Genomic DNA, 13,647 nt, shown 5'->3' on the forward strand with positions numbered 1-13,647 from the left:
TAGGAAGGTTTATGCTACAAAACACAACTTATAATTTATTCGCTTATAACTTTGGGGTCATATGCGGATCCCACTAAAAAAAAATAGTCGCGTATATTTTTTTTTACTGCTTTCATTATTGTTTTCGATTCTTGTTTTCGGGAAAATGTCGAGATCTTATTTTTCACTAGTCCCCCTAGAAATCACAGAGAAATCTAACCCTAAGTCTACTCCAACTATAGTTTTTAAAGATAAAACTTTAGAAACAGGGCTGTTAGCTTCTCATCAGCAAACCACCAAGGTTCTTACATCAATTCAACAGCTAATTGGTGGAGGTATATGCGTACTGGATGTCAACAATGATGGCTGGCAAGATTTATTTATTATAGGTGGAAGTGGGGAGCATCGCTTTTATGGGAGACAAACTTGGTGGAAAAACAAGGTCCCTCAAACTAATACTTTGTGGCTGAATAATGAAGGCCGAACCTTCGAAAATATTACAGTAACATCAAACCTATCCACGCATTTATATCCTATGGGATGTAGTGCAGGCGACCTTGATAATGACGGAGACGAAGATCTCCTTGTGACTAATATCGGGCAAAACCAAATATACGAAAACCTTGGAGGTGGTGTTTTTAAGGATCGGACAGAAAACTCTGGACTACAAGACCTGAAAAACTGGTCAACATCTGCAAGTATGGCAGATTTTGACAATGATGGCTTACTAGATATTTACGTCACTAACTTTATTGATTTCCAACAGGGTAAAAAAGTATTTGAACAAGCAAGTGGCTTTGTCGGCAGTGTTAACGACTCTCTCAATCCTATTTTATATGAAAGCGAAAGTAACTATTTGCTTAAAAATAAAGGCCATTTTCAATTCAATGAAGTAGCGGTATCCCAAGGAGTCCAGGACAACTCAGGGCGAGGTGTTGCAGCACGTTGGTTTGATATAAACCAAGATAATTACCCAGATTTACTTGTAGTGAATAGCGCTGGATCACCTCAACGACTGTTTATAAACCAACGCCCGGCAAATCAAGGCTTTGAAGAAAGCGCTAGGCACTACAATTTATCTCATTCCGATGGTAGTCATAGCATAGCTATCGGCGATACTAACCTTGATGGCTATCAAGACTTGTTACTTTCTTCTCCCGCAGGATTCCCCCCTAAGCTATATACTCATACTCGTCTAGAGCCTTTCAAATCCAACAGCTCTATTAGCCAACAACTCTATGAATCAAGTTGGGAATCTGGAATTGCAGACAATAGGCTGTTGTACATGTTTGGCTGGGGGGCTGTACTTTCAGATTTTAACAACGATATGTTTCCAGACTTGTTTATAGGTAATGGCGCAACAAGTATTGATAGTGATGCACCTTCATTATCCATTGGTCAACCGAACCAATTATGGGTCAACAAAAACGGTCTATTTAGGTCGGAGCTTCTTCTATCTGATAACACGGCGCCAACACGAGGGGTCATTAACTTAGATATAAATAACGACGGAAAAATGGATATTGTTACTACGCAAAATAATGATTATGTCAGCGTACTCATTAATGAAAGCGACCTTGATGCTCCTTGGATAGATGTTGAATTAAAGCATCCGAAAAAATTAAGTAATGGTGCAAAAGTCACCCTTACATTTGAGTCCCAACAATCAAAAACTAACCAGCAAATTATTACTTCGGCTTTCCAGCCCTCCAGTTTCCTATCACAAAGTACCTCTCGCTTACATTTTGCATTGCCACCTTCCGTAAATATGGTCGATATCGAAGTTCTATGGCCCGACAATACAATCACTCGCTACCCGTCTTTAGAAGTAAACAGAATCTGGCAACTAAAAAACGCTGAAGAAGCCTCTATTTTAACAAACCAGACTTCAGACCAGACAAGCGAAATAAGTACAAAGACAGTTAGTGATAAACCCTGGCTATCAATGCTGTCAGAAAAACAACAATCGCAATTAATACAGAGTATTGAAGGGGCTATCCTTTCTTCATCTAACATGCAGCCAGACGTTAATGCATTGATGTATAGAGAACTTGACTATCTCTTCACCCATGTCGACAGTAGTCTTCATACACGAAACACTATAGTTCAAGCTCTCACTTCCGCGTCATTTACACGTGACTCTTTGAGCTTAAAATTCATCGAAAGGGCGCTCGTTTCAAGTGACGATAAAATTCGTATAGCGGGAATCAAAGCCCTCATGCAACAAGAACATGAGATTAGCATTCGCAGGCTAATTCGTATGGATAAGGACGCTTCACCGAAGGTTCGTTGTAAGATTGCCAATACCTTTAAGCACTTTTTTCATGAAGAAGAAGCCGTAGTTAGAAGAAAAGGATTGGCCAACTCACACTTAATTTTTATGCTCTCGGCTAAAGAAGAAAGTGTAAAACTATGTACGATTGAAGCACTTGCTGAAGCAGAGAATTATCGGGCTGTTGTTCCATTAATAGCATTAGCAACTCAACCAAGTTCATCGGAAAAAGTTACAATAGCAGCAATACGCGCTCTTGGACTAATACGGGACATTAAAGCTGTACCAGAGCTATTTAGACTGCTCGAAACCGAATCCTCGGCAAGGGTAAAAGCAGCTACCTTGATAGCTTTAAAACGTCTTGGCTATGAAAACTTTCAATCATTGATAGCTCAATTGTTAGATTTCGAGCATAACGGTACTCAGTCAATAAATGTAGCCGTAGCATTACTGCATGATAATCAATTGGACAGTCTGGTATTAAAGCCCGATGTGATTTGGCAACCGTTAGAGTCAACTTTAAATAAATTAGAAAGATTGCAGCTCACTATTGAGGATCAGATACTTGCAGCCTTAGATTTACTAATTTTAAGTGATAGGAATAGAAAGAGGGAGATCCTTGAAAATTACCTTACTTCTGATAAATCTAGCATTGCCGATAAGGCAGCCACTCATTTAGCGTCCATAAGTCCCTCAGATGAAGATACTACAAAATGGCGCTTTGCTGACCGAACTATAAAGGCACAAAAACACATTATCAAAAAACTGATACAGCGACAGCATGTCTTCTCTAAAAAAGAACTATCCGATTTTCTAAGAAATGAAGAAACTACTCAGGCCTTGCTCTACAGCTTAAAAACTTATAAGTACCCTAAGCTCTTGTCGTTATTAAAAAGTATTCCAATAGAACTAATCAACTCAGAAAACAGTCGATGGCTTAAGTTATGTGACTACCAAACTAAACTAACAGGAACTATTAGTTTAAGTTGGTTGGAGAATAGGCCGACATCTTATCAAGCCTTAAACTGTTGGTTGAAAACAGATTCCAATGTTGCCTCATCCCCACCATTGAGCTTTTTAAAAAAGTTAATTCCCTCTGCACCACTGTCAACTGAAATGGTCTCTAGTAGGTTGACTACTGTCATTGAGGCTATCGCAAATCACCCAACTTATGAAGCAGATCGAGTTCTTATTGAGTTAATTAAACATCACCACATATTAAAAGTTAGGAAAACCGCATTAGCTATAGGGTTAGCGTTTAAAAAGCCCTATGCATTAGACCTAGCTATGCATTATGCAAAAGCAGCAACAAGAGATGTAATGACTGAATTCAGTCAAATTCAACTTACGTCTGCAGTACCAACTGATTTTCAAGCCCAGAAATTCTATGACTACCTAAAGATCATAGCCTTTTCCCCGGCAATTCCCTTCGACAAACGCTGGGCCGCAATGTTTAAGCTTATCCAGGATGGACAAGCCACTTTAGAGAGCTTTTTACTGTGAACAACACAACAAGTACATCTCAATTGTTAATGAGAGAAAAACGGCAGAACCGCTGGCTGTATAGCATGTTAGTCGTATTGCTACTATCTGGCCTATATAGCTACATATCTAGTAGCCATAGTGTTTTTAGTCAGTGGCTTGTATTAGCCCATGGCTTTATTGGTACTGCCAGCTTGCTCCTGTTGGTTCCCTTTATAATTAATCATTTTTATCGAACTTTAGGTCAACGGAGAGCTGGATTATTCACATCGGGTATTTTTCTGTTTGTGCTTTCTATTGTTATGGGTTTTACAGGGGTTTATATTATCGTAGCCGGACTAACTGAGCAGACAGCTTGGCTACTGAATATTCATATCGCATCTGGCTTTTCATTATTTGGAGTGCTCATTTTTCATGTCATTTCACATTATATTTGGTTGGCCCCCAAACGACGTGCTTCACTCGCTCGCTCTAAAGAGCAAAACTTCCGATACTTTCCTAGCCTCGAAGAGCAGGCCTTTCTTCGAATAGGTACTTTTGCACTAGGCTTTTTTACTATTACATTCAGTTTAAGCTTAATATATCTGGCATTCGAAATTGAGCCAAGTAACCAGCCCGCTGTCACTGATTACCAGTATAACTACGGTCCGCATCCATTTCGTCCAAGTCAAACTGACACGGCTAGCGGTACATTTATAGACAAAAACCAAATCGCGGGGTCTCAAAACTGCGCCAATTGTCACAAAGAAATTGCAGAGCAATGGTATAGCTCTATTCATAAACAGGCAGCATCAGACCCAACTTATGTCAAAAACATCACATTACTGTCAGAAAATAAAGGAATTGAAGCCACGCGCTATTGTGAGGGGTGTCATGCACCTGTTGCATTATTAACAGGTCAATTATCTGAAGGTGGCACACATGGAGGTATAAAAAACACGACCGCATTTCACGAAGGAATAAGCTGTTTAAGTTGTCATAATATTGAATCCGCAACGCATTTGAAGGGCGTAGCCAGCTATCGGTATGAGCCGCACAAACCTTATCTTTTTGATGGTTATGAATCGAATTTTTTTAGCGCGTTGCGTGAGTATTTGATTCGAATCAACCCTAGCCAACATAAGACTGACATGGCAAAAGAAATACTTATTGAACCCGAATTGTGCGCAACCTGTCATGTTCAGTTCATGGACAAGGAAATGAATAACTGGGGTTGGGTAAAAATGCAGGATGAATACACAGCTTGGCTGGAAAGCCCTTATTCGATGCAAAGTGAGCAAGTCTTCGCTCATTCTAAAAAAACTCGGTGTCAAGATTGTCATATGCCTTTGGTCAAAGGAAATGACCCGTCAGCTAATTCGGAAGGTGAGTTTCGTTCTCACCGATTTATTGGTGCCAATACAATGCTCCCTTCGCTCAACGGCGATAAAGAACAGCTAGCACAAACTCAAAAATTCCTTCAAAGTAATAAAGTACGCCTAACCATCAACCCACCAAACCGTAAAGACGCTACGCAATCAGATAAACAAATAACCGAGGATATTCGAGCGATAACGGAAACACCTGCCTACTTTTATTTGAACGAGACAGTCAAATTAAATGTAGTTGCAGCAAACATTGGAGTGGGCCATAACTTTCCCGCTGGAACTTTGGATATCAATGAGGCGTGGATCGCTTTTACTGCTTTAGATGCAACCGGAAAAGTCATATATCAAAGTGGATTCCTTGAGGATGATCTTTCAGTTGAAACCAACGCTTACTTTTATCGTTCGTTACCCATAGATCGCTTTGGGAAATTAGTTTGGAAACACGACCTTTTCAATCGCGTTGGAGAGACCTACAAAAACTTTATTCCTGCTGGGGGCTCTGACATTGTCGAGTACACGTTCGATGTGCCTAGTTGGGCCAAGGGCCCAATTACCCTCAATGCAGTGCTTAAATATAGAAAACTTAATCAGAGATATGCTAAGTGGGCACTAGGGGAAGATTATCAAGACCTGCCAATTACTGACATGGCAAGGGCGACTATTTTGGTTCCCTTACGTCAACAGCCCCCAGTAAGAATGGAGTCTGCCAGCTCGTCGTTTTTGAACAATACAGAAATAGAAGCAAACTAAGCTTGGCTTAGTTTGCAACTTAATAAACTATTTTTCTAATTAACCATACTTTTTGAAAATAGCTTAGTGGGGTCATTTAGTAATACCCCATTTAATACATACTGTACTTTATCGCTACTCTTTAGGTCATAAAGTAACTGAATTTCAGCGGAGCGCTTTCTATAGCCTTCTTTTGCCTCTAATTCACATCCCTCATTCAGTTGAGAACAAATTGCTTCAAAATTTGCCCCTGCGACATACCAATCGAACTTCGCGTCTAGGGGGATATTATTCTGCACTTCGTTAGCTGACCATTCCGTCGGTACAACTGCTATTAGTTTTGCAAGGTTATGATTATTTCGACGCCACCTCAGTTCAGCATATCTTGACCAGTCCAATTTAACTGTAGACTCTAATTGGTTTACACCATTGACCATTCTAGCTAGTTCACCAAGTCCGACACGGCGCCCACCAAAATAATAGGATGGAACCGCCATTGGGTCATAAGCATCTGCCATATGTTGTGCCAACTCTCTGTGATCAAGAGACTTGCTCGTGTCACATTCGGGGGCTATTCTTTGCACAACACTGTTAATTACTGATTCAGAGACAGGATTATTGCAGGCAAGTATTTCCTCTACCCGAGCGATGCTTCTATCACCTAAAATGCCAGCCCAAAATATAAATGTATTGTAGTATTGATAACGTTCTTTCGACTTTAGTGCCTTGATACAGTATGGGCAATATGGATCGATAAAGGCGACTAGAACTGGAGCTTCGGGCTTCCATGGGTCGAGCAAGAAGGCGCCGTGCTCGTTCTGGTTTGGAATAGGTAATACTTGCGCATTACTACTAAAAACTGCGGTAAAAGCGACGGAAGAGATAAACAGCACTCTCATTCCAATAATTCGCCATTTCATTCTAGTTTTCTCCTTCATTGTTATTTAACTGCCTTACCTTGGCGATAATATTTTGCTTATAATCTGCTGAAGTTTCTTTGAAACGTTTCTTTAACGCTTTTTGGTTGTCTCGATTAGCTAGATTAGCGTTGTAGTCTTTTATAAGCGTATCGAACTCTAATTCTCGCTGCATTATCAAGCTTTCATCTACCACTATCGTCACTTCATTTGGGTTGGATTTGACAGAATTAAGATGTGGAGGTAGTGGCGCTTGGACACTACTTTGAGTCTGAGAACCAGAAGTATCCGAGAGCATATTTTTGAACCAACTGAGCTTTTCGGACTTTTGTTCTTTATAACCTGAGGATGGCCTTTGTTGGCTTTCCTCATTATTAATTTCTAAGTCTGTGGATTCATTGTTGTTCAAAAAATAAAAGGCAGCAATGACACTACAAATAGCGATTGCAACAATATACAGCTTAATATGGTTATTCATAATATTGGCTAGTCCTATAGTTAAAATGATGTGGTAGTAATATAGCGAGTGGTTACACCACTCTCATTTCCTACTTGATCATCAACATCATTCACCCTTACATAAATCGCTGTATCAGCAGGTAAGGGGTTCAACGGATCAAACGTTGCTATATTTCGAACAACGGTCCAGTTACCTGAAATTGTGTCTGAACTGGAATAAACACGTATGTCGTTCGCCCTTATCTCAGTTAAAAATCTTTCAGCATCAATGGGTTCATCAAACTCAACACTAATATTTGTCGTTAACGAAACATCAGTGGTATAAGCCTCTGGCGTGAAGCTTACAATCCTTGGTGCGGATGTATCTACACTGTCACCTGTAGTGAAGGCCAGTTGAAAATCAGCCATCTTGTTTAGGCTTAAGTCACAAACATTTTTAAGCTGCAGTGCGTAATTTGATACAGCTTTTAAATTAGTAGTGGGTGTGACAAGTAAGGTTAATTGATCTGAACTCAGGCCTACATTTATAGGAACTAAGCCATCTAGATCACTTAGCAATACATTACTCGAGGTTACGCAGAGAGGGTTAGCCTTTTCTGACAGCGTAACTCTCAATTGGATGTTGGTTGCAACCTCATTTTGGCTTCCACTTAAATTATGATTCTTCACTTCTATAGCTACATCATCTTCCGCATCACCGCTGTAAAAATAAAAGGATGTATAAGGTAGCCGGTTTCCAGCTAAATCATAGAGGTTTTCCCCATACCCAAAATAAACGCGGTATCGGTTATTTGCTTCAAAATTATCGGATGGCGTTAACCTTGCCGTTTGGCCATCTTCACTTAGTAATAACGAAGCAAGTATTGGAAGACCATCTCCATCAACGTCAATCACATAGAATGAACCACTGGTGAGTAAAGTAGGGTCTAATTCATCACTCACTTTGAACTCGATAACCGCATTAAGTGGTACATCAGTCGCATTACTAGATGGAGAGTACGTCACTATATTACCTGCTATTGAGTCAACAAAACCACCTGTAGTGAACGAGACTGTAACTGGAGTCACAGTATTTCCTGACAAATCAGGAGATTGGCCAATATTCAAAGTATACGTAGTATTAATACCCATCAGCTGTTTAGGGATCAACGTCAACAGTGTTCTGTCACTGTTCCAGCTATAATTCACTGGCACAGATTCTCCTAGTGACGTCAGGAACACTAACTCAGATTCTAAGGAAGACATCGGCTCACTAAATCTCACGCGCAGTCTGGCATTCAGTGGAACTTCGGTTTGTCCTTCCGTTACTGATGTACTCAAAACGGTAGGCTTAACATAATCCGCTTCGGATCAGACTTATTCGTTGTCCATCATTGCTGAGACTAACCTCTGCACTGACACGTGCGCGGGTGCCGTCGTAATCAAGCAGATAAACTTCATTTCCTGTTACCGTTGTAGGATCAAGTCGCCCGCTAATAGAAAAATCAAGAATCGCATTGAGTGGAGTTTCACGATCGTTGCTTTTGGGAGAAGTCCCTGTGATTGACTCTGAAGCTGTATCTGTCTCAGAGGTAGTAGTAAAACCAATCGTCTTAGACTGTTGTAAGAAATTTCCGCTTAAATCTGTTACTAAATCGACAAATAATTCATAACTCGTATTGGGTTCCAGCATCAACCTAGGCGTTAAACTCACAACGGTATTATTGTCGCTAATTGCTGTATCAACAGCAACTTCATTACCATTGAGTAGTAACTTAGTGTTATCTAGCGTAAGGCTATTTACTGCTTCATCGAAGCGCACGCGAATGCGTGCATTTATCGGTACATCTGACTGCTCGTCCAAAACACTTGTCGCTATTATTTGGGGCCCAGTAGCGTCAGTATCAAAGCTTGTGGTGAAATAGTAATTGGTATTGTAGAGTGTGTTACCGAAGAGGTCTTTAATCTGACTCGTTAACACTATTTGATGTTGCCGCCCAACCAAAAAGGCAACGTTAGGCGCAAAGGTGAGCGATTGATTGTCATCTAAAAGCGTTGTCACGCCATCTATGCGAAGCCCTGTTGTTCTATCCACCACATAAAGTGCATTTTCATCAATTGTTAGTGGATCTATTCGCTCGCTTAAAACCACTGTTATAGACGCATTTACTGGCACACCAGTGCTATTTGCTGTGGGTGTTACTGAAATGACTGTGGGGCGATCAGTATCAACCGTATTCCCTGTTTCAAAGCTAAACTGATAATCTTCAACAATTGGATTGCCAGCAATATCTTTAACACCAGCAACTACAACAGTGTAATTCGTATAGTCTTTTAGCAGGTCACTCGCAGTAAATGACAGTGTTGTACCGCCATTCGTTAACCTCAATGAACCAGGCACTTCCAGCAAACCATCTTCTAATATACTTAACGCACCACTTTTCACAGATTTGGCAAGTAAAGGCTCATTGAATACAACTTCTACTGGCGTATTTTCTGCCTGATCCGTTACACCATTCTCGGGTGAAGTCGCGGTAACAAATGGTGCCTCTGTGTCTGGATTTCTGGGATCGGTACCATTAAGTAATTCTTCACCATCGTTTAATCCATCGCTATCAGAATCAACGTTATTTGGGTCAATACCCCTAGCAATTTCCTCTCCATCTAATACACCATCGTTATCGCTATCTGCATCATTAGGATCTGTATGCCAGACATCAACTTCTTCGTTGTCACCTAAACCATCGTTGTCGCCATCAGGCTGAACCTCTACGAGATGAGGAGAGCTTTCAGCTGAGTTACTTCCATAGTCAAACACTTTAGCAACTATAGTGAGCACACGTTCATCAGAGACAACCGTATAGGGAACTTGATAAGGATAAGTTGAGTCTTCCGCAACTTTATTACCGTTAACCCAAAATTCAACTGCTCGCACTGCAACATCATCATTCGCTGTCGCAGATAAATTAATTCTACTTCCTGCTACAACAACTGAGCGATCTGTCGGCCCTAACAAATTGACCTCTGGAGCAATGCCATTTGCATCGTTTAGCATACGGTATTGGGCAATAAATAACTTAGTTGTACCTGTTGCCTTATAGTCTGAACTTACGATGTAACGTTCTTCCGTTATGTAAGCATAGGCGCTGTCGACCGCTATTCCAGTACCGGCGTAATCACCTAATGAAGAAAGATTAATTGTGCTTTGAAAGAATGGATTTTCTGCGTCTCGAGTATTTACAAATGCAACAACATTAGGGAATAGTTGCTCAGCAAAAAAGGTAAAACCATCTGCAACAGCAACATCTCGGGGCACAAAGTCACGATTCCCTGCCACCTGCTGTAACGACACTTCCGCGTCTGGTTCACTTGCAGATGGCTGATTCAGTTTATATGATCTCCACCCTGTGCTATAAGCAGCTACGTATATATAGCCATTATCGAAATCTATACTTTTTAAGTTACCGATATTTGAAGAGGTAATTCTTAGCGGTGCTGTGCGATCTGTAATATCAAATACTGCAAGTGCGTTATCGTTAATTAGGGCTAGCAAGTCTCCATCAGTGGCGACACCTTTAGCTTTCGATAAAGCATCATTTTCCCCAACAGGGATTACATTATTAGGATCTGCGATGCTAAAAATTTCTAGACCAATATCACTCGCAATATATATATAATCATCATGCAAGCTTAGATCTTTTGCGAACCCAGAAGTGCTTATTTCCTGAACTACAGTAGGGGCAAGTTCATCAGACACGTTTACTACAATTAAGCCACCGCTACCATCGGCAATATAAACATATTCCCCACGCACTTTAACATCAATTGCGGTTCCACTAGTGTCAATTGCCGAAATGATTGAGGGATTGGTTCTGTCAGCAACGTTGACGATTTGCAAGCCACTTCCTCCCGCTGCAACATAGGCAATATCACCTTGAACATCAACATTGTTTGCATAGCCTGGAATAGAGATTGCTGACACCGCAACTGGCTCAAACTCATCAACTTCTACTGCCACAGTAAATTCTGAGCCGTTGTTAGAGACAATAATTTCAGTTGTACCTTCTTGACCAGCAAAAACTTCGCCGTCTTCTAGGCCAAAGCTCGCTATAGTTAGGTCGGCACTAGTATAGGTAGTACCACTTCCCTGTTCGGTCAAATCAATTTCGCTACCGTCTAGCATGTGCCCTGTGACACGAAGTTGCCCACTCGCTTCACCATCAATAGCGTTATAAGTTAAGAAAATAGCAGCAGGAGAAACGGTTATAAAGTTGACCGCATTAGAGAGGTCACCACTGTTTTCGTCATTTGGATCAGAGCCAATAAATATTTCTAAACCATCTCGAATACCGTCACCGTCGCTATCGGCTAATAACGGGTTAGTAATGAAACCATCTTCACCGGCCTCTAGTTCTTCCTTGTCAGAAATGCCGTCATTGTCACTATCAGCATTGTTAATATCTGTTCCCGCAGAGTACTCTTCCAAGGCTGTTAGGCCATCACCGTCTTTATCTTCAAAAGCATCCACGGGATCAGCTGGGTTTAAACCGTTTTCAGTTTCGTAATCATCGGGGAGACCATCACCGTCAGCATCTCCACTCGTTGAAATATTCACTGCACGGCTTACCAACACACCATCTTTCCGAGCACTTATTAGTGCAATGCCATTCGCGTGCGCCGTCACTAGGCCATTAGCTGTTACGGAAGCGATAGCAGGGTTAGTTGAACCGTAATTAATGCCTGAAATTTCAGAAGTGACGTCCTGAACACTATCATCACTGTAAGATGCTGTGATTGTTAATTGGAAGGTCTGATCGATAGTATCTAGAGAAATTGGCGTTGATGCAGAAAAATTTAAATCTGAAGGGATAGGGGCAACGTTTTCGAACTGGATATCACCTACTTGAACTACGCTGTTTTGAACAACAGCAAAGTAATCACTCTGTCCTGATACAGTTCTGCCGTCATCTAATTGGCATGTAGCTCGGGCTCTTATCCTACCCATATTGGAGGGCACATTAGGTAAAGCCCAATAGCCGTCTTGGTCAACTTGAATAGTGCGATTTAAAATATTCACCACACACTTTTCATTTAGCTCTACTGCATAAGAGGGTAGACTCGAAGCAACTGTCGCTATACACAAAACTACCAGATTCAACTTGTTCATTTTATTTCCCTAAACCAATATCCTATCCCGCACTTTTTCAAAAAATATCGTCTAAAAAACTTCAATGACGATTTAACACTACTTAATTGCCCTTAAAAATTTTGACGAAGTTTTAGTCTTCAAATCAACCTTTCCAAAAATTTAAATATAACTTTTATTTCTGATTCGAACTTAATATTGGAGCCAATACTGAGTCAGCAATAAAATTACCTTTTCTTAAAACCATATCAAACTGATTGACATACCTAACATTAACAAATTCGAAGCCATTCTTGCCTTTATATAAATACGCATAACTAAAATTAACCCTAGATAGAATATCGCTGTCATTGCCTTTTTCTGCAGCTTCAGCCAACAATCGACTATCGTTAGTTCCAAAAACCAAATAAAACGGGTCTGCATCCAAAACAAAAACCAAATCAATAGGCAAAAGTAAATTTTTTAAGTATTCTGATACTTCTTTGCTTTCTGATGGGGATGGATACCCTCCTATCCTTTTCTGGCTTTTGGGTGACAAATTATCAATGAAAGAATTCAATGAATTGGTTTTTATATAGCTCAACATGTTTTGATAGAATGGAAAAATTAGTAAGCTATCGTTATTTTCTTTAAAATATTCTTCATCGTTTCTGCTCATAGTAAGAAGATTTCCTGAAAACTGCATATAGGCTCCAGAAGGGCTTTCATCATTTAATAATTCAACTTCATACTGGCTTTTGTAATTCGATAAAGATGGGTATTTTTTGGGCATATAGTATGAATTTACAGCCGCTTGTTTAACTACTAATTCAAGTGGTGATGCCGATTCAAGCTGCTTGTATTTTAACGTTCCATTTATCTTCTCAAATATGTGAGACGTAGCTATTGTTCTCCCCCGAACATTCACGCTCCAGACATATAAAACCCTTTGGTAGAGCGTTATTTTTGCAATTATCTGTAAGTCTGAAAAACCCGAATACAAGTTGTTAAATTTTAATATGTAAGACTTAATCTCTTCTTTATTTGACAAACCGCTTTCTAGTTTTATTAGAGAAAACAGAGATTTAGCATCGTTCCCCCTAAGTGCATCCATCGTTTTCAAGAAAATCAAGTCTTCTTGACTTAGATCTCCCTGCCTAAATTGATCATATGACTTATCTACCAACTCATAAGGAAAATTAATATAAAGGGAAGATGGATTCGGCAAGCTATCTTTAAAAATAGAAACTGGAAAGCTAATCCTTTGATCTCCCAAAGCACTTCCTACTAAAAGCATATTTAATAATAAAAAAGAAACTAATTTATACATTTTCAAAG

General features: G+C 40.1%; 7 protein-coding genes. 2 read left to right on the forward strand and 5 right to left on the reverse strand.

Features of this window, described 5'->3' with window-relative positions:
• The first annotated feature begins 145 nt into the window (after window positions 1-145).
• The gene (locus tag AV939_RS16205; protein ID WP_061093596.1) at window positions 146-3,754 is read left to right on the forward strand and encodes an FG-GAP-like repeat-containing protein; all 3,609 of its coding nucleotides are present in this window, start codon (window positions 146-148) and stop codon (window positions 3,752-3,754) included.
• On the forward strand, window positions 3,751-5,850 hold the full coding sequence (locus AV939_RS16210) for a multiheme c-type cytochrome (protein WP_082604822.1): 2,100 nt from the start codon (window positions 3,751-3,753) through the stop codon (window positions 5,848-5,850). Before AV939_RS16205 ends, AV939_RS16210 begins: the two co-directional genes overlap by 4 nt.
• A gap of 35 nt (window positions 5,851-5,885) precedes the next feature.
• Here AV939_RS16210 and AV939_RS16215 read toward each other — a convergent pair whose 3' ends face one another.
• From AV939_RS16215 to AV939_RS16235, 5 genes are all read right to left on the reverse strand, one after another.
• Entirely contained in the window at window positions 5,886-6,749 is an 864-nt protein-coding gene (locus AV939_RS16215) for a hypothetical protein (protein ID WP_057789636.1), read from the reverse strand.
• Between the two features lies 1 nt (window position 6,750).
• Window positions 6,751-7,224, reverse strand: a complete 474-nt coding sequence (locus tag AV939_RS16220) for a hypothetical protein (RefSeq protein WP_057789634.1) — start codon at window positions 7,222-7,224, stop codon at window positions 6,751-6,753.
• A 20-nt stretch (window positions 7,225-7,244) separates the two neighbouring features.
• Complete coding sequence (locus AV939_RS16225; RefSeq protein ID WP_082746066.1) at window positions 7,245-8,525, reverse strand: Ig-like domain-containing protein; 1,281 nt, start codon at window positions 8,523-8,525, stop codon at window positions 7,245-7,247.
• Window positions 8,526-8,535: 10 nt separating this feature from the next.
• Window positions 8,536-12,351 (reverse strand): Ig-like domain-containing protein, encoded by a 3,816-nt coding sequence (locus AV939_RS16230; protein ID WP_061093598.1) that lies wholly within the window; start codon window positions 12,349-12,351, stop codon window positions 8,536-8,538.
• 154 nt (window positions 12,352-12,505) lie between these two features.
• Window positions 12,506-13,639 carry a hypothetical protein gene (locus tag AV939_RS16235; protein WP_057789630.1) on the reverse strand — a complete coding sequence of 378 codons (1,134 nt, stop codon included), beginning with the start codon at window positions 13,637-13,639 and terminating at the stop codon, window positions 12,506-12,508.
• Between the last annotated feature and the right edge of the window lie 8 nt (window positions 13,640-13,647).

This window comes from Alteromonas sp. Mac1, from assembly GCF_001562125.1.
GTDB classification, from domain to species: Bacteria; Pseudomonadota; Gammaproteobacteria; order Enterobacterales; family Alteromonadaceae; genus Alteromonas; species Alteromonas stellipolaris.

What these genes read in the sequence shown, in the direction of transcription:
- AV939_RS16205 (WP_061093596.1), top strand. Translation starts at nt 146, where the DNA reads ATGTCGAGATCTTATTTTTCACTAGTCCCCCTAGAAATCACAGAGAAA.
- AV939_RS16220 (WP_057789634.1), bottom strand. Translation starts at nt 7,224, where the DNA reads ATGAATAACCATATTAAGCTGTATATTGTTGCAATCGCTATTTGTAGT.
- AV939_RS16215 (WP_057789636.1), bottom strand. Translation starts at nt 6,749, where the DNA reads ATGAAATGGCGAATTATTGGAATGAGAGTGCTGTTTATCTCTTCCGTC.
- AV939_RS16230 (WP_061093598.1), bottom strand. Translation starts at nt 12,351, where the DNA reads ATGAACAAGTTGAATCTGGTAGTTTTGTGTATAGCGACAGTTGCTTCG.
- AV939_RS16235 (WP_057789630.1), bottom strand. Translation starts at nt 13,639, where the DNA reads ATGTATAAATTAGTTTCTTTTTTATTATTAAATATGCTTTTAGTAGGA.